The organism is Nonomuraea sp. NPDC049504 (genome assembly GCF_040676845.1).
Lineage (GTDB): Bacteria > Actinomycetota > Actinomycetes > Streptosporangiales > Streptosporangiaceae > Nonomuraea > Nonomuraea salmonea.
Map to the genome: position 1 here is coordinate 230,734 of NZ_JBFAPT010000003.1, position 15,882 is coordinate 246,615.

The 15,882-nt window shown below is 72.2% G+C and carries 15 protein-coding genes; 3 read left to right on the forward strand and 12 right to left on the reverse strand.

Annotated features, from left to right (window positions below):
* The first annotated feature begins 11 nt into the window (after nucleotides 1-11).
* Nucleotides 12-1,403 carry a ribosome biogenesis GTPase Der gene (gene der, locus AB0K28_RS07495; RefSeq protein ID WP_364366286.1) on the forward strand — a complete coding sequence of 464 codons (1,392 nt, stop codon included), beginning with the start codon at nucleotides 12-14 and terminating at the stop codon, nucleotides 1,401-1,403.
* Nucleotides 1,404-1,669: 266 nt separating this feature from the next.
* On the forward strand, nucleotides 1,670-2,938 hold the full coding sequence (gene aspS / locus AB0K28_RS07500; protein ID WP_364366289.1) for an aspartate--tRNA(Asn) ligase: 1,269 nt from the start codon (nucleotides 1,670-1,672) through the stop codon (nucleotides 2,936-2,938).
* A 39-nt stretch (nucleotides 2,939-2,977) separates the two neighbouring features.
* On the opposite strand, the gene AB0K28_RS07505 is transcribed toward aspS, so the two are convergent.
* The 3 genes from AB0K28_RS07505 to AB0K28_RS07515 form a co-directional block, all read right to left on the reverse strand.
* The gene (locus tag AB0K28_RS07505; protein ID WP_364366292.1) at nucleotides 2,978-4,774 is read right to left on the reverse strand and encodes an MFS transporter; all 1,797 of its coding nucleotides are present in this window, start codon (nucleotides 4,772-4,774) and stop codon (nucleotides 2,978-2,980) included.
* A gap of 88 nt (nucleotides 4,775-4,862) precedes the next feature.
* Entirely contained in the window at nucleotides 4,863-5,510 is a 648-nt protein-coding gene (locus AB0K28_RS07510; RefSeq protein ID WP_345401667.1) for an LppX_LprAFG lipoprotein, read from the reverse strand.
* Nucleotides 5,511-5,569: 59 nt separating this feature from the next.
* Nucleotides 5,570-6,028 carry a MarR family transcriptional regulator gene (locus AB0K28_RS07515; protein WP_355421494.1) on the reverse strand — a complete coding sequence of 153 codons (459 nt, stop codon included), beginning with the start codon at nucleotides 6,026-6,028 and terminating at the stop codon, nucleotides 5,570-5,572.
* Nucleotides 6,029-6,062: 34 nt separating this feature from the next.
* Here AB0K28_RS07515 and AB0K28_RS07520 point away from each other — a divergent pair, with 34 nt between their 5' ends.
* Nucleotides 6,063-6,986: a cation diffusion facilitator family transporter gene (locus tag AB0K28_RS07520; RefSeq protein WP_364366297.1), complete on the forward strand. Its 924-nt coding sequence runs from the start codon at nucleotides 6,063-6,065 to the stop codon at nucleotides 6,984-6,986.
* On the opposite strand, the gene AB0K28_RS07525 is transcribed toward AB0K28_RS07520, so the two are convergent.
* The 9 genes from AB0K28_RS07525 to AB0K28_RS07565 are packed head-to-tail and all read right to left on the reverse strand — an operon-like array spanning nucleotide 6,987 to nucleotide 15,870.
* On the reverse strand, nucleotides 6,987-7,814 hold the full coding sequence (locus tag AB0K28_RS07525; protein WP_364366300.1) for a hypothetical protein: 828 nt from the start codon (nucleotides 7,812-7,814) through the stop codon (nucleotides 6,987-6,989).
* Nucleotides 7,815-7,823: 9 nt separating this feature from the next.
* Nucleotides 7,824-9,143 carry an MCE family protein gene (locus AB0K28_RS07530; protein WP_364366303.1) on the reverse strand — a complete coding sequence of 440 codons (1,320 nt, stop codon included), beginning with the start codon at nucleotides 9,141-9,143 and terminating at the stop codon, nucleotides 7,824-7,826.
* On the reverse strand, nucleotides 9,140-10,135 hold the full coding sequence (locus tag AB0K28_RS07535; protein WP_364366306.1) for an MCE family protein: 996 nt from the start codon (nucleotides 10,133-10,135) through the stop codon (nucleotides 9,140-9,142). Before AB0K28_RS07535 ends, AB0K28_RS07530 begins: the two co-directional genes overlap by 4 nt.
* Nucleotides 10,132-11,157 carry an MCE family protein gene (locus tag AB0K28_RS07540; protein ID WP_345401681.1) on the reverse strand — a complete coding sequence of 342 codons (1,026 nt, stop codon included), beginning with the start codon at nucleotides 11,155-11,157 and terminating at the stop codon, nucleotides 10,132-10,134. Before AB0K28_RS07540 ends, AB0K28_RS07535 begins: the two co-directional genes overlap by 4 nt.
* Nucleotides 11,154-12,191: an MlaD family protein gene (locus tag AB0K28_RS07545; RefSeq protein WP_345401684.1), complete on the reverse strand. Its 1,038-nt coding sequence runs from the start codon at nucleotides 12,189-12,191 to the stop codon at nucleotides 11,154-11,156. Before AB0K28_RS07545 ends, AB0K28_RS07540 begins: the two co-directional genes overlap by 4 nt.
* On the reverse strand, nucleotides 12,191-13,234 hold the full coding sequence (locus tag AB0K28_RS07550; RefSeq protein WP_364366308.1) for an MlaD family protein: 1,044 nt from the start codon (nucleotides 13,232-13,234) through the stop codon (nucleotides 12,191-12,193). Before AB0K28_RS07550 ends, AB0K28_RS07545 begins: the two co-directional genes overlap by 1 nt.
* Nucleotides 13,234-14,253 carry an MlaD family protein gene (locus AB0K28_RS07555; RefSeq protein WP_364366310.1) on the reverse strand — a complete coding sequence of 340 codons (1,020 nt, stop codon included), beginning with the start codon at nucleotides 14,251-14,253 and terminating at the stop codon, nucleotides 13,234-13,236. Before AB0K28_RS07555 ends, AB0K28_RS07550 begins: the two co-directional genes overlap by 1 nt.
* Before the next feature lie 4 nt (nucleotides 14,254-14,257).
* Nucleotides 14,258-15,082 carry an ABC transporter permease gene (locus AB0K28_RS07560; RefSeq protein ID WP_364366313.1) on the reverse strand — a complete coding sequence of 275 codons (825 nt, stop codon included), beginning with the start codon at nucleotides 15,080-15,082 and terminating at the stop codon, nucleotides 14,258-14,260.
* Nucleotides 15,079-15,870 carry an ABC transporter permease gene (locus AB0K28_RS07565; protein WP_364366316.1) on the reverse strand — a complete coding sequence of 264 codons (792 nt, stop codon included), beginning with the start codon at nucleotides 15,868-15,870 and terminating at the stop codon, nucleotides 15,079-15,081. The genes AB0K28_RS07560 and AB0K28_RS07565 overlap by 4 nt, the downstream gene beginning before the upstream one ends.
* Nucleotides 15,871-15,882 lie beyond the last annotated feature (12 nt).

The window sequence follows — 15,882 nt, forward strand, 5'->3', positions numbered from 1 at the left end:
GACGTAAAATCGTGACAACGGGGGATTGGGTCGAGGCCGACCTCGACGAGCTTGAGATCGGCGAGCACGAAGACGCCACGCCGCTTCCGGTCGTCGCCATCGTGGGCCGGCCCAACGTCGGCAAGTCCACGCTGGTCAACCGCATCATCGGCCGCCGTGAGGCGGTCGTCGAAGACGTGCCGGGCGTGACCCGCGACCGCGTCACCTACGACGCCAACTGGCGTGGCCGCCGCTTCACCGTCGTCGACACCGGCGGCTGGGACCCCGACGCCACGGGCATGAACCTGCGCATCGCCGAGCAAGCCCAGGTCGCCGTCGAGCTGGCCGACGTGATCGTGTTCGTCGTCGACGCCACCGTGGGCGCCACCGACGCCGACGAGATCGTCGGCTCCGTGCTGCGCCAGTCGGGCAAACCGGTCGTGCTGGCCGCCAACAAGGTCGACAACCAGCAGCTGGAGCTGGAGGCCGCCGCGCTGTGGTCGCTGGGGCTCGGCGAGCCCTTCCCCGTCTCCGCGCTGCACGGGCGCTCCAGCGGCGACCTGCTCGACGTCGTGCTCGACGCGCTGCCCGAGACGCCGCGCCTCACGTTCGAGGCCGAGCGCGGTCCCGCCCGCGTCGCGCTGCTCGGCAAGCCCAACGTCGGCAAGTCCTCGCTGCTCAACAAGCTGGCGGGGGAGGAGCGCGTGCTCGTCGACCCGATGGCCGGCACCACCCGCGACCCCGTCGACGAGCTGATCGAGCTGGGCGGGCGCACCTGGCGCTTCGTCGACACCGCCGGCATCCGCCGGCGCGACCGCGAGCTGCAGGGCGCCGACTTCTACGCCGCCATGCGCACCCGCGCCGCCCTTGAGCGCAGCGAGGTCGCGGTGGTGCTCATCGACGCCAGCCAGCCACTCACCGAGCAGGACCTCCGCATCATCGGCCTGGTCATCGAGTCGGGCCGGGCCATGGTGGTCGCCTTCAACAAGTGGGACCTGCTCGACGAGGACCGGCGCTACTACCTCGAGAGGGAGATCGACCGCCAGCTCGTCCGCACCCCGTGGGCGCTGCGCGTCAACATCTCCGCCAAGACCGGGCGCCACCTCGACCGGCTCGTGCCCGCCCTGGAGAAGGCGCTCGACTCCTGGTCCACGCGGGTGCCCACGGCCCGGCTCAACGCGTTCCTGACCGAGCTGGTGCACGAGACCCCGCCGCCGGTGCGCGGCGGCAAGCAGCCGAAGATCCTCTTCGCCACGCAGGCGTCGGTCGAGCCGCCCAAGTTCGTGCTGTTCACCTCCGGCTGGCTGGAGGACACCTACCGGCGCTTCATCGAGCGGCGCATCCGCGAGGAGTTCGGCTTCGCGGGCTCGCCGATCGAGGTGACGATGAAGATCAGGGAGAAGCGCGCCAAGAAGGACAAGTGATAAGGTCTGCGGCAACGCGTTGACGGAGACGAGTAACCGCGGGCACCACGGCCTCAGAGAGCCGCCGGCAGCTGCGAAGGCGGCGCCGTGACCCGCCGGTGAAGACACTCCCGAGCGCGGGGAGGAAATGCCCCGCCGGCCTGACCCCCGTCATCGGGTCGTTTCGAGGCCGCCCCCTTCGCGGGGGCGGCGAAAGTGCGGTGGCACCGGGAGCTCCCTTCTCCCCCGCACTCCCAAGGGGTCATACACGTCTCGCAGGAGTTGTGATGATCTCTCGTATTCTCTCCGCGGAGCTCGCCGAGCACGCGGGACAACGAGTGACGATCGCCGGCTGGGTCCATCGCCGCCGGCAACTGAAGTCCGTTTCCTTCCTCGTCGTACGCGACCGCGCCGGGCTCGCCCAGGCGGTCACCGACTCAGCAGCCGTTCTGCCGCCCGAGGAGAGCGTGGTCGCCGTCACCGGCACGGTGGCCGTCAACCCGCAGGCCCCGGGCGGCCACGAGCTGGTCTCGCCCTCGATCGAGGTGCTGGCCGAGCCGGGCACGCCGCCGCCGTTCGACCTCTACCGGCCTGTGGTCGGCGCGGGGCTGCCGACCGTGCTCGACCACGCGCCCGTCGCGCTGCGGCACCCGCTGCTGCGGGCGCCGCTGGAGATCGCGGCGGCCGGCGTGGCCGGGTTCAGGGAGACGCTCGACCGGCTCGGGTTCACCGAGATCCACACCCCGAAGATCGTCGGCTCGGCCACCGAGTCGGGCGCGAACGTCTTCGCCATCGACTACTTCGGGCGGCCCGCCTACCTCGCCCAGTCGCCGCAGTTCTACAAGCAGGCGATGGTCGGAGTGTTCGAGCGGGTCTACGAGGTCGGGCCCGTCTTCCGGGCCGAGCCGCACGACACCGTACGGCACCTCGCCCAGTACACCAGCCTGGACGCCGAGCTCGGCTTCGTCCGCGACCACCGGGACGTGATGGCGGTGCTGCGGGAGGTGGTGGCGGGCATGCTGGAGTCCGTACGCCGGCGGGCGCCGCGGGCCCTTTCGCTGCTCGGCGTACGGGTGCCCGAGGTGCCGGCGGAGATCCCCTCCGTGCACTTCACCGAGGCGCAGCGGCTCACGTCCTCGTCCGAGCCCGACCTGTCGCCCGCGCAGGAACGGTGGCTGTCGGAGTGGGCCGAGCGGGAGCACGGGTCGGAGTTCCTGTTCGTCACCGGCTACCCGATGTCCAAGCGGCCCTTCTACACCCATCCCGACCCCGCGCGGCCCGGCTACTCCAACGGGTTCGACCTGCTCTTCCGCGGGCTCGAACTGGTGACGGGCGGGCAGCGGCTGCACCGCTACGACGACTACGTCCGCGCGCTGGCCGCCCAGGGCGAGGGGACCGGCCCGTACGAGGGGTATCTCCAGGCGTTCCGGTACGGGATGCCGCCGCACGGCGGGTTCGCCCTCGGGCTCGAACGCTGGACCGCCCGCCTGACCGGCGCCGCCAACGTCCGGCAGGCCACCGCGTTCCCCCGCGACCTGCACCGCCTGTCGCCCTGACCCCCCGCCTGGGGGCGGCCCTCTTCGTGGGGGCCGCCCCTAGCGGCGGGCCGGCATGCGGACGGCGACCGCCGCCCCCAGCAGGCAGATGAACGCCGTGACCAGGAACATCTCGGTGTACTCGGTGTGCAGCGCCGCCTGCACCAGCTCGGTGTAGTCGGCCAGTTGCCGCTGGTACGTCGCCGCGTCCACGCCGAACGGCAGCGGCGTGTCCAGGTGGGCCGTCAGCGACTGGAACCGGTAGAAACCCCAGGCCGAGACGGCCGCGATGCCGACCAGCATGCCCATCATCCGCGCCACCACGACCGCGGCCGACGCCACGCCGTGCTGGTCGGGGCGGCTCACCCTGAGCACCGCCGACGACACCGGGGCGATCACCAAGCCCAGCCCCAGGCCGGCCAGCGCCAGCGTGAGATCGACCGTCAGGCCCGCGCCGGCCAGGTCGAGCGGCCATCGGCTCATCAGCGCGTATCCCGCCGCAGCCGGGATCATGCCCGCCATCGCCACCGCCCGGTCGCCCAGCCGGCGGGCCAGCAGCCCGCCGAGGAACGCGGCCACCGTCAGCGCCGCCAGGAACCTCGCCAGCACCAGCGACGCGCCCAGCTCGTCGGTGCCCAGCAGGGTCTGGGCGGTGATCGGCACGAACACCATGGTGACGAGCAACGCCGCCCCCGCCAGAAAGCTGACCGCGAGGGTGGCCAGCAGCGGGCCCTTACGGGCGCCGGTGAGATCGATCAACCGTACGGGCGACCGCACCTCCCACCACACGAACCCGGCGCCGACCACGACGCTCGCCACGATCAGCGGAACCCCCCAGGGCGGCAGGACGGCCGCCGCCGGATCGGGGTTGTAAAGCCCGATCACGAGCAGCGCCAACGCCAACGCCAACAACCCCCCACCCACGAGATCCACCCGCCCACCCGCGGCAACCGCAACGCCCGCACCGGCTGCGGCGCTCTCAGGGGTGGTGGCGGGGCGCCCGCCGACAGCGGACGCGCGGGCCTCGGAGGTCTCGGGGCGCGAGTCCGCGTCGGCATCTACGGCCGCGCCAGGTGGGGCGCCTTCGGCTGCGGAGACGGTCTCGCCCGGTCGGCGGCGCGCGTGCGCGGAGGCGTCCAGTGCCCCGCCGGTGGCCTCGCCTTCGGCGGGCGGCGCGGCGGATACGGCAGAGGGGTGCGCGGCCACGATCGGGCCGGCGGTTTCTCGGCGCGCATCCGCGCCGGCCTCAACGGCCCTGGCCGGGCCGGGTGGGAGGGTGAGGTGGATGGCGAGGGCGGCGAGGGCGGCCAGGGGGACGTTGATCCAGAAGATGGCGTGCCAGCCGCCCAGTTCCAGGCCCGCCACCACCGTGCTGGGGATGCCGGCCAGGAGGCCGCCGTACAGCGGGCCGAGGGCGCTGCCCAGCTCCTGGGCGGCACCAACCGCGCCGAGGGCCACCGGGCGCTCGTGTTCGTCCCACAGGTCGCCGATCAGGGCCATGGTGATGGGCAGCAGGGCGCCGCCTGCCACGCCTTGCACCGTGCGGCCGGTCACCACCATGATCTCGCCGCTCGCCAACGCCGTCAGCACGGAGCCGAGGGCGAAGGCGGCCAGGCAGGCGTGGATGAGGGGGCGGCGGCCGTAGCGGTCGGAGAGCCGCCCGAGCAGGGGCATCGCGGCGACGTACCCCAGCAGGAAGCCCGTCACGATCGGGGTGGCGCGTTCGAGGTGGTTGAGCGGGATGCCGACGTCGCCGGCGATGGCGACCAGGACGGTCACCACCACGTACGCGTCCAGCGCCGCAAGCAGCACCACCGCGCCGCCCGCGCCGAGCACCACCCGGCGGGCGCGCCTCATCGAGCCCGCCTCAATCGAGCCCACCTCATTGAGCCCACCTCATTGAGCCCGCCTCATGGGGCCCGCCTCACGTCCCGTCGCACGTGCGTCACTCCGCGGGCGGCTTGATCGTGACCGGCGCGTCGTAGTCGCTGAACGACACCGTCACCGTGCCGCCCTGCAACGGCAGGCTGGCCTTGGTGAGCCGGCTGCTGGCCTGGTCGATCCAGATCTTGCCGTTGACGCCCTGCGTGACGCCGGGGACGATCTGGCCCACGACGTTCGCGGGGAAGGTGGTGGCGACCCGGTAGGAGCCGTTCTCGACGGCCTCGACCTTGGGGTCGGTGCCGGAGGCGAGCAGCTGCGCGACGCCCTTGGTGGGCTCGAGGATGACCGAAGGGTCGTAGATCTGCGCCAGCTGCTGCCGCGTCATCTTCTGGAACCCGCCAGTGGCGCCCTTGAAGTGCACGGTGTCGCCCACGACGGCGAAGGTGACCTCGAGGAGGTTGCCCAGCGCTTCGAGCGTGATCGTGCCGTCGGCGTCGCCCTCGGCCGTGAGCCGGCCGTCGGCCTTCTTCAGCGGCACGTCCGGCTTGCCCTCGGTGGCGATGGAGAAGCTGGCCGACTTGACGGTCTTCATGGCGTCGACGGCCTTCTTCATCACGTCGGGCCCGGCCGGCAGCTCTGGCCCCCCGCCGCCTGACGAGCACGCCGTCGCCAGCGCGAGGACCGCCACGATCAGTAGCTTTCTGAGCATGACCGGATGCTAGCGATCGGCGGGAGGGCGCGTGGCTCCTCGCGCATATCGGTTGGGTGTCAGCGCAGCTTCTTCAGGTGCTCGACGATCGGCGCGTACGCCGCCTCGATCGCCTCCAGCTGGTCGTCGGTGAGCCGGTCGACGAAGTGCTCGCGCACGCCCTTCACGTGGTAGGGGGCCACCCGCTGGATCGTCTCCCAGCCCTCGTCGGTCAGCACGGCGTAGGTGCCCCGCCGGTCGTCGCGGCAGTCTTCCCTGGTCACCAGCCCCTTGGCCTCCATGCGGGAGATCTGGTGCGACAGCCGGCTGCGCGACTGGATGGTGACGTCGGCCAGCTCGCTCATGCGCATGCGGCGCCCCGGGCTCTCGGAGAGGTTGACGAGGATCTCGTAGTCGTTGAGCGAGAGCGAGTGCGCGTGCAACTCGCGATCGAGCCGGTGCATGAGCAGCTTGTGCACCGCCAGGTGCGTGCGCCACGCACGCTGTTCGGCCGGGGACAGCCACCGGGGCTCGCGCATGATCCCCAATCTAGCGCACGTAAGGTGGAACGCTATGGGCGGGAAGTCGGGAGAGAGCCTCGGCACGGTGCTCGTGGCCGGCGCCGCCAACCTCGCCATCGCGCTGGCCAAGCTCATCGCCGGGCTCATCGGCGGCTCGGCGGCCATGCTGTCGGAGGCGGCACACTCGGCCGCCGACACCGTGACCGAGCTGCTGTTGCTGGTGGCCGTGCGCAGGTCGGGCAGGCCGGCCGACCGGCGGCATCCGTTCGGGCACGGCAAGTCGGGCTTCGTCTGGGCGATGATGGCGGCGGTGGCGACGCTGGTGGGCGGCGCCGGGTTCTCCGTCACGCACGGCCTGCACGAGATCAGCCACGGCGAGGAGCTGTCGAACCTCACCCCGTCGTACGTCGTGCTGGCCGCCGCGTTCGTGATCGAGGGCGTCTCGTTCCTCAAGGCGCTGTCGCAGCTGCGCCGCGAGGCCAGGCGGCACGACGTCAACCCGCTCCGGCTGGTGCGGGTGACGTCCGACACGGCGCTGAAGGCCGTGCTGTTCGAGGACGCCGCCGCGCTCGTGGGCCTGCTGATCGCCGCCGGCGGGCTGCTCGCCTCGCAGCTCACCGGCTCGGCGCTCTGGGACGGCGTCGCCTCCGTGACCATCGGCCTGCTCCTGCTGGTGGCGGCGCTCATCCTGATCGGCTCGAACCTGTCGCTGCTCATCGACCAGGCCGCGCCCGAGGGCATGGAGGCCGGCATCAGGGCCGTGCTGCTGGAGCAGCCCGAGGTGGCCGACGTGGTGGAGCTGCTGACGATGGTGATCGGGCCCGGCGCGGTGCTGGTCGCCGCCAAGATCGATTTTTGGGACGAGGCCGGCGCCGCCGGTCTGGAGATCGCCTGCGACGAGGTGGATCGGCGGTTGCGGGATCGGTTCCCCGAGGTAGAGCAGGTGTTCCTCGACCCCACGCCCACGCGCCGCTGATCACTCCTTGGCGGGCTTGCCGTCCAGGTCGTACTGGTCCTCCGACGCCGCGCCCAGCACCGTCACCTCGTTGATCCTCCAGATGCCCTTCTCCTTCACCAGGCTGATCTTGAGGTGCGAGTCCTTGACGGAGCGGATCGCCTCCGAGGTGTTGACCTGCTGGTCGACGACCACGATGGCGTGGGCGGTGGCCTCGTCCACGCCGGCCAGGTAGACCTCGCGCACGGTCGCCTGGGAGGTGGCCTTGAGCTTGACGATGACCTGGGCCATCGCGCCGCCGAACGCCGCGTCGTACGTCGCCAGGAAGTCGCCCGTCGCCTGGGCGGCCAGCGTGGCACGGGTGGTCTGCAGGTTCTGGTAGTCGTAGCTGAGCAGGGCCCGGCTGAACGCGCCCGCCGCGCCCGACACCTCCACCCGCAGCGCCCGCTCGGCCTCCAGCCGGGCGGTGGCCTCCTGGGCGCGGGTCGCAGAGACCCACTGCAGCACGGCGGTGGCCGCGACGGCGACCACCAGCATCGCCCCGAGCGCCCCGAGCAGCTTGGCCCGCGTGAACCCACCCCTCGACCGCGCCTCCTGCTGGGTTGCGGCGGGCGTCTCGGGTGAGGGGGCCGCCTCGGCGGCGGCCTCCGGTTCGGCGGGGGAGCCGGCACGAGCAGGGGCCGGCTCGGCCGAGCCGGCGGGCTCAGAGGCGGAGGCGGGGGCTGGCTCGGCGGCGGGCCCAGATGCGGGCTCGGCGGCTCGCTCAGAGGCGGGCTCCGCGGCGGGCTCGGAGATGGGGAGGGGTGGGTCTTCCTGGGTGGCGGGGGCGGTGGGGTGCCGGGTGGTCATAGGGGCTCCTCATCGGCGGCGGGCGGCGCGGCCCGCGGCGGTCCAGCCCACGACGCCGCCGCCCGCCAGCACGGCGAGCATGATCGCGACGATCAGCGGGGCGTTGTCCAGGGGGTCGGAGGGCCCGGGGCCGCCGGTGGGGGCGGCGACGGGGTCCGAGGTGCGTGCGGGGGTCTTGCTCCGATCGGGTCTCGGGGTGTCCAGGGCCGAGGGACGTCCGGACGGCTCCGGGTCGGCGACCTCGCGGTACCGGTCGCCGGAGCGGCCGGGGCGCGGCTCGGGGTCACGGTCGGGGCAGGCGCGCAGCCGGGGCACGGTGGGCGGCCCGAGCGGCCCCGCGTACTCCTCGGCCGGCGTCGGCCCGCCGGGGACGCTGAACAGGAACTCCGCCCGCCCGTACACGGTGTCGCCGCGCCGGTCGCTGATGTCGTCGGCGAGGCTCAGCGCGGTCGGCACAATGCTCAGCAGGTGGTGCACGTTCCGCTCGGTGGCGGCGGAGAAGGCGGGCCGGTGCGGCAGCCCGGCGGCGGTCAGCAGGCACGAGAAGCCCGGCCGCGAGGCGCGCACGGCCGCGTCGAGCTGCCCGAACACGCCAGGGCCCCGGTCGAGGATGGCGTTCAGGTCCTTGCGGGAGGCCCGCAGCGTCGCGGTCACCGTGCTCAGGTCGGTGATGCCGGAGGCCAGCTCGCCCCGCTTGCCGGCCAGCGTGTGGGTGAGCCGGGTGAGCTGTACCGACAGGTCGTCCAGAACGTCGGCGTTGTCGGCCAGCGTGCCGGTCAGGGTGTGGGCGTCGTCGATGATGCGCCTGATGGCGGGCGCCCGCCCGTCGAGCGCGACGGCCAGCTCGTGCACGATGGTCTCGGCGTCCTCGGGCGGCACCGCGTTCAGCAGCTTGCCGACGCCCTCGAACAGCTTCTTGTAGTCGAGCGGCACGGCGGTCCTGGCCAGCGGGATCGTGTCGCCGGCCGCGAGCCTGGCGCCGGTGACGCCGGTGGCGGGCGGCGACAGCTCGACGTACGGCTCTCCGACGGCGGAGCGGCGCCGCACTTCGGCGGTGACGCCCTTCGGCAGCCTGGTCTCCCTGTCGATGTCCAGCCCGACCACGATCTTCCCGGGCGCGAGCCGCACGTCGCCGATCTTCCCGACCCGTACGCCCAGGTAGGCGACGTCGAACCCGCGGATCAGCCCGGGGGAGGAGGCGAACTCGGCCGACACCCGGTACGGCCGCTCGACGGCGTCCAGCCGGATGATCGTGGTGAACGCCCACACCGTCATGACGATCCCCAGGGCCACGAAGAACCCGAGGTTGAGCGCGACCCGGTTCTTCATCGCGGCGGCTCCAGCAGCCGGCGGACGGCGTCCACGGTGTCGCGTACGGGCCGTCCTGGCTGGGGCAGCAGCACGCCGCGCAGCCACACGTACGTGAGCACCTGCCCGTTGACGGTGATGGGCGGCGCGTCGATGAACTTCTGCAGCCTGGCCACCAGCCCCTTCAGGTCCTGCCCGCCGCGCTGCATGGCCGTGGAGATGCCCTCCAGCTCGCGCAGCAGCGTCCGCAGCCGGGCGGCGTGCCGCGGATAGACGGTGAGGTTGGCCTGCTCGGCCAGCTTGGTCAGGGCGGCCACGGCCTTCTTGACGTGCCCCCGCCCGTGGGCGAGCCGGTCGGTGGCGGCGGCCAGCGTGCCGGGCAGCCGGTCCAGCTCGCCGCTGCCCTCGGCCAGGTCGTCGCCGAGCTTCGCCAGGGCGTCGATGGAGGTGGCGAGGTCCTTCCTGGCGGCCGCGTAGGCGTCGGTGACCTCGGCGGTCTGCCTGATCAGCCGGTTGACCTCGTCGCCCTGCCCGGCGAAGGCGGTGGACGCGGCGTCCAGCACGGCGTTGACGTCCTGCGCGCCGAGCGCCTCGATGAGCGGCCCCGCTCTCGCGGTGACCTGCTCGATGTCCGGCTCGACCGAGGTCTCCGAGATGGTGGCGCCGTCCTTCATGTACGGCCCCGTGGTCAGGTCCTTGCCGGGCGGCGGAGTGAGCAGGACGTAGTTCTCGCCCAGCACGGAGGTCTTGGCCACGGTCGCGGTGCTGCCCGCGGGCAGCCGGTGGGCGGACTGGACGGACATGGTGACCTTGGCTCGGTAGCCCTCCAGGCGCACGTCGGTGACCGACCCGACGCGTACGTCGGCGATCTGCACGCTGTGCCCGGAGACCAAGCTCTGCACGTCGTCGAAGACCGCGTACAGGGTGAGGTCGCCGGTGGTGGCGCCGAGCGTGCGCAGCGAGCAGGCCGCCGTCACCGTGACCACGAGGACCAAGGCCAGGACGCGCCTCATCGGCCGCCTCCCCTGCGTTCGAAGGGGCAGTTGCTCAGGCCGGCGGGCAGGCACGGCACCTCGCCCAGGTTCAGGGAGTCGAACAGCGGCCGCAGCCACGCCCTGGTCATCGCGTTGAGCACGACGCGGATCTGCAGCACGTGCTGTTCGCGGTCCCAGGAGTCGATCAGCACGTCGGCGAAGTCGGCGGCGCCCTTGACCGCCCGCGCCATGGAGGCGCTGTTGGCCCTGACCGTCAGCACCAGCTCGGCCAGCGTCGTGGTGGCCTGGGGCAGGCGTTCCGCGTACTGCTCGATGATCACGTCGCCGCGCCGCACGAACCCCGCCATGGACGTGACGAACCCGCGCAGCCGCCGCCGCTCCTCGGCCAGCAGCGCGCTCGCCTCGGAGAAGGCGTCGATGGCGCCCCTTACCTGGCGCTCGCGCTCGTTGAGGCTGGTGGCCAGCTCGTTGAGGCCCTCCGCCAGCTCGACCAGCCGCTGGTCCTGCGCGGCGAGCACGCCGGTCAGCTCGGAGGTGCTGCTGATGGCGTCGCCGATGGTCTTCCCGCGTCCCCTGACGCCGTCGGCGAGGTCGCCCGCGACGCCGCCCAGCTTGCGGGAGTCGAGCGCCTCGGTCAGCTTGGTGAACGCGTCGAGCGCGTCGTCGATCTCCACCGGCAGGTCGGTGCGCTCCAGCGGGATCACCGCTCCCGGCGCGATGCGCCGATCGCCCGGCTTCCACGGCGGGTAGAGCACGACGTTGCGCTCGCCGAGCGTGTTCTGCGGCGCGACCACGGCCTTGACGCCGGACGGCAGCGGCACGTGCGGGTCGATCCGCAGGTCCACCCGTACGCGGTCGCCGTCGATGCGGATGCGGTCCACGTAGCCGGCGTCGAGGCCCATGACCTTGACCCGCGCCTCCTCGTACAGGGCGGGCGTCTTGGCGAAGACGGCGCTCAGCCGGTACGGCTCCGCCCCGCCCACCGTGCACCCCGACGCGAGGAGCACCCAGGCCGAAAGCACCGCGACGAGCCGCCTCATCGGTCGCCCCTCCTGTCCTTCGCCCTGTCCTTGGTGACGGCCGCCAGCACTTCCGGGTTGATCGGCCCCAGCCCGGTCGCGATCGCCTCCAGCCACGGCCCCTGGCCGCCCATCGTGGACAGCCCGGAGAACGTCGGCCCCGCCCAGGCCAGCAGCGTGTTCAGCCGCTCGTTGCCGGCGCTGAGCCGGGTGGTGATGGCGGCGTTGTCGTCGAGGACCTGGACGAGCGAGCGCTCGTGCTCCCTGATCAGGCGGGTGGTGCTGCGTACCAGGTCGCTGCCGTCGCCGAGCAGCGTGCGCAGCTCCTTCCTGCGCCTGCGCAGCTCCTCCAGCATCACCTCGACGGCGTCGATGAGCCGGCCGAGCTGGGCGTCCTTCTTCTTCAGCACGTCCATGACGCGGGCGCCGTTGTCGAGCAGCCGGCGCAGCTGCGGCTCGCTCTTGCTGACGGTGTCGGACAGGTCGCCGATGTCGTCGAGCAGCCGGGTGACGCGGCCGCGCTTGACGACGTCGAGCTTGCCCAGCTCGGTGAGCAGGTCGTCCACGGCCTTCGTGTCGAGGCGTTCGACCAGCCGGGTCGCGTCCTTGACGGCGTCGTTGACCAGCGTGGGGACGCCGGTGCGGGTCATCGGGACGCGCCGCCGCCCCTCTGGCAGCTCGTGCATGTACGGGGGCGAGACGGCTCCCGACAGCTTGACGTACCGGCCGCCGAGCAGGTTGGACAGGGCGATGTCGGCGCGGGTGCCGCGGCCGAGCCGGACGCCGTCGTCCACCCGCCAGGTGACGATCACGTGGCCCTGCGCGTAGTCGGCGCGCACCTCGGTGACCTCGCCCACCCGTACGCCGGCCACCCGTACGTCGTTGCCGGTGCGCACCCCGCCCGAGTCGGCGAACACGCCCGACATGGTGTAGCCGCCCTCCAGCAGCCCCAGGTTGCCGACCAGGAACGTGGCCACCAGCACCGTGGCGAGCGTGGCCAGCGACACCAGCCCGACGGCGTGCCGGTTGCGATCCCTGAAGGACTTGAGCGCCATCACGACCCCACCAGCAGCTTCCGCAGGTCCTTCTCGCTCTGCACGCGGGTGTTGCGCAGCGGCGGCGGGGTGCGCATGCCGTACGGGCAGGGCGCGGGCCCGAGCGCCAGGCAGGGGACCGCGGTCATGAAGTAGTGGCCCCGGTTGACCGACGAGTACGCCCGCTCGAACAGCGGCGGGAAGGTGCCGACCGCCTGGTCGATGCTCCTGACGTTGCGCCTGATGCCGCCGGTCAGCCCCGACAGGTTGTCGACCAGGGAGCCCAGCTCGCCGGCGTTCTTGCCGAGCACCTCGTTCGTGGTGTGCATGGTCGCCGCCAGCTCCACCAGCGCGTCGTCCACCAGCTCGCGGTTGTCGGCGAACGACTCCGACAGCGTCACCAGGTTGTCCACCAGCCGCTCGATCTGCCTGTCGCGCCTGGCGACCACGTCGCTGACCGTGGCGTAGTCCTTCAGCAGCTGCTCGATGGTCTTCCTGCGCTGCTCGACCGTGGTGGTGATGGCGTTGACGTTGTCGAGCAGCCGCGGGATCGTGCGGTCGTTGCCCTTGAGCGACGTGGCGGCGGCGGTCAGCAGCCGGTTGATCTGGTCGGGGTCGAGGCTGCGGGTGAGCGGGCCGAGGTCGCTGATCAGCTCGCCGATGTCCACCACCGACGAGGTGCGGGCGATGCGCGCGCCGGGGGCGAGCCTGCCGGGCGCGGTGCCGGGCAGCAGGTAGACCACGCGCTGGCCGACGGCGTTGCGCCAGCGTACGGCGGCCTCGGTGTCGGACGGCACGGTGATCTCCCGCTGCACCTCCAGCGTCACCTCGGCGCGGCCGTCCACGACCCTGATCGCCTCCACCTGGCCGACGGGCGCTCCGGCGATCTTCACCTGGTCGCCCTCGACCAGCCCCGACACGTCGTCGAAGACGGCGACGAGCCGGTAGCCGTCGCCGGTGCTCACCCGCGCGACCTGCACGCCGATGGCCGCGATCAGCGCCACGCACACGCCGGTGAACAGCGCGGCGCGCAGCAGCGTCCAGCGGCGGCGGGCGATCTCCATCAGCGCCTCCCGTCGGTGGGGCCGCAGATGCCCACCACCAGCTCGCACACGTCGCCCGACAGGAACGCCTCCACCTGCAGCTGCCTGGTCCCTCCTGGTCCCGGCGCCTCGATCAGCTCGTTCAGCAGATCGACCAGCGTGTTCAGGCCGCGTACGCCGTCGCCCGCGAGGCCGAGTTGGGCATAGATGAGCGCGGCCACCCGCTCGCCCGAGTGCACCCCGGCCCGCAGGTTCCCCCTGTGCTTGGCCAGGCCGTGCGTGACCTGCCCGGAGACCGAGGTGACCTCCTGCAGCAGAGCCCGTACCTTGTCGGCCCGCTTGAGCAGGTCGGGGGTGATGGCGTTGACGTCGGAGGAGATGGCGACCAGCTCGTCGCCCTTGCCGGACAGGGCGGTGCCGAGCAGCGCGCCGTCGCGCAGGAAGCGCCGGGCGCGGAAGCGCTGCCGGTGCGCCACCGACATGACCGTGCCGGCGTCGCCGATCAGCTCCCGCAGGTCCTCGCCCTGCCCCTCCAGGCCCTTGGCCAGGGTGTGCACGATGACCGTCACCTCGCGCGGATTCACGGCCTTCAGGCCCCGGTAGGCGTCGCCGAGCGTGTCGGACAGATCGAGCGGGTCCTCCGTACGGGTGATGACGGCCCCGGCCGCCAGGTACGGCCCGCGCGCCTCGCCCCGCCCCGGCCGCAGGTCCACGAACTTGGGCCCGAACACCGACGCGGGCTCCACCGACGCGGTCGCCGTGCGCGGCACCCTGATCGCGTCGTCCACGTGCATGGTGACCACCGCCCTGCCCTTGGCGTCGAGCGAGACGTCCGTCACCTCGCCCACGGTGATGCCGCGGATCTTCACGGGGGAGCCGGCGTCGAGGCCCTGCCCGGCCCGGCCGAACACGGCGTCGTAGCGGGTGCCGGGGACCTCGGTGGCGGTGCGCACGGCGTACAGGACGGTTCCCGCCAGCACCACGAGCATGGCGAGCGCGATGCAGAGCCGGGTGGAGAGGGAGAGCTCGCTGCGGTTCACCGCGTCACCCCGTCAGCGGGATGTTGCCGCCGCCACCCCAGAACAGGTACGACAGCAACAGGTTGAGCAGCACGATCGTGACGATCGACTGGCGGATGGCCCGGCCCGCCGCCACCCCCACGCCCACCGGCCCGCCCGTGGCGTGGAACCCGTGGAAGCAGTGGATGACGATCACCGCGAACGCGAACACCGCGACCTTCGCGACGCTGAACACGATGTCGCTGACCGGCAGATACAGGTAGAAGTAGTAGTCGTAGACGCCCGGCGCCAGCCCGAACAGCACCGTGCACATCAGCCGCGTGGCGAAGAAGCTGGCGAACAACGCGATCAGGTAGATCGGCACCAGCGCCAGCAACGCGGCCACGACGCGGGTGCAGATCAGGTAGGTGAAGGCGTTGATGCCCATCACCTCCAGCGCGTCGATCTCCTCGGAGATCCGCATCGCGCCCAGCTCCGCCGTGAACGACGAGCCGACCTGCGCCGCCAGCGCCGTCGCCGCGATGATCGGGGTGATCTCGCGGACGTTGGCGAAGCTGCCCACCAGGCCCATGAACGACTCCGCGCCGATGGCCTGCAACCCCTGGTAGCCCTGCAGCCCCACGGTCGCGCCCACGACGAAGGCCATCGTGAACACCACGAAGATCATGCCGCCGCCGATGACCGTCGCGCCGACGCCCACCACCACGTCGCTGACCTGCCGTAACACGACCTTGCCGTATTTGAGGCGGAGCACGACGTCGCGGACGCAGTAGAACAGCACCTTGCCCACGAACAGCGGCCAGTCGGACAGGGACGCGAAGCGCTCGGCGGCCCGCAACGCCGTCGTCACAGCGACCTCGGCGGGTAGGCCAGGAAGTACACGGCCGAGATGACGTAGTTGAAGGTGAACACCAGCATGAACGTCACCACGGTCGACTGGTTGACCGCCCGCCCCACCCCGACCGGGCTGGTCGCGCACGTCATGCCCTTGTAGCAGGCCACCCCCGCGGCGATGAACCCGAAGATCCACGCCTTGAGCAGCGTCACGTACAGGTCGGATGCCACCACCAGCGACAGCGCCCCGTCGAAGTACGCGCCCGGCGTGACGCCCTGCACCACCACGTTGAAGAAGTAGCCGCCGGCCGCGCCCGCCACGATGACCAGCGGGCACAGGCACACCGCGATCGTGCTGGCCGCCCACATGCGCGGCGTGACCAGCCGGTGGACGGGGTTGACCGACATGACCTCCATCGCGCTCAGCTCGTCGCGGATGTGGCGGGCCCCGATGTCGGAGGTCATGGCGCTGCCGCCGGCCCCGGCGATCAGCAGCGCGCTGGCCAGCGGCGCCACCTCGCGGATGAGGCCGACGAAGACCGCGCTGCCGGTGGCCGACCCGGCGCCCAGCTGCCGGGCCAGCTCGCCCACCTGTAACGCGACGGTGGCGCCGAGCGGCAGGGAGACCAGCAGCACGGGGACGCTGGTGACGCGGGCCAGGAACCAGCACTGGTCGACGAACTCCCAGAACCAGCGCCTGACGTCCCAGCTGCGGCGCAGGCCCTCCAGCACGATGACGAACAGCTCACCGACCTGGCCGAGGGCCGCGCCGGCCCGGCGCCCGACGTACCCGGACCAGGCCATCACCACCTCCGC

Excerpts from the sequence above, each read along its gene's own strand:
- aspS (WP_364366289.1), top strand. The coding sequence starts at position 1,670 with ATGATCTCTCGTATTCTCTCCGCGGAGCTCGCCGAGCACGCGGGACAA.
- AB0K28_RS07505 (WP_364366292.1), bottom strand. The coding sequence starts at position 4,774 with ATGAGGCGCGCCCGCCGGGTGGTGCTCGGCGCGGGCGGCGCGGTGGTG.
- AB0K28_RS07510 (WP_345401667.1), bottom strand. The coding sequence starts at position 5,510 with ATGCTCAGAAAGCTACTGATCGTGGCGGTCCTCGCGCTGGCGACGGCG.
- AB0K28_RS07515 (WP_355421494.1), bottom strand. The coding sequence starts at position 6,028 with ATGCGCGAGCCCCGGTGGCTGTCCCCGGCCGAACAGCGTGCGTGGCGC.
- AB0K28_RS07520 (WP_364366297.1), top strand. The coding sequence starts at position 6,063 with ATGGGCGGGAAGTCGGGAGAGAGCCTCGGCACGGTGCTCGTGGCCGGC.
- AB0K28_RS07525 (WP_364366300.1), bottom strand. The coding sequence starts at position 7,814 with ATGACCACCCGGCACCCCACCGCCCCCGCCACCCAGGAAGACCCACCC.
- AB0K28_RS07530 (WP_364366303.1), bottom strand. The coding sequence starts at position 9,143 with ATGAAGAACCGGGTCGCGCTCAACCTCGGGTTCTTCGTGGCCCTGGGG.
- AB0K28_RS07535 (WP_364366306.1), bottom strand. The coding sequence starts at position 10,135 with ATGAGGCGCGTCCTGGCCTTGGTCCTCGTGGTCACGGTGACGGCGGCC.
- AB0K28_RS07540 (WP_345401681.1), bottom strand. The coding sequence starts at position 11,157 with ATGAGGCGGCTCGTCGCGGTGCTTTCGGCCTGGGTGCTCCTCGCGTCG.
- AB0K28_RS07545 (WP_345401684.1), bottom strand. The coding sequence starts at position 12,191 with ATGGCGCTCAAGTCCTTCAGGGATCGCAACCGGCACGCCGTCGGGCTG.
- AB0K28_RS07550 (WP_364366308.1), bottom strand. The coding sequence starts at position 13,234 with ATGGAGATCGCCCGCCGCCGCTGGACGCTGCTGCGCGCCGCGCTGTTC.
- AB0K28_RS07565 (WP_364366316.1), bottom strand. The coding sequence starts at position 15,870 with ATGGCCTGGTCCGGGTACGTCGGGCGCCGGGCCGGCGCGGCCCTCGGC.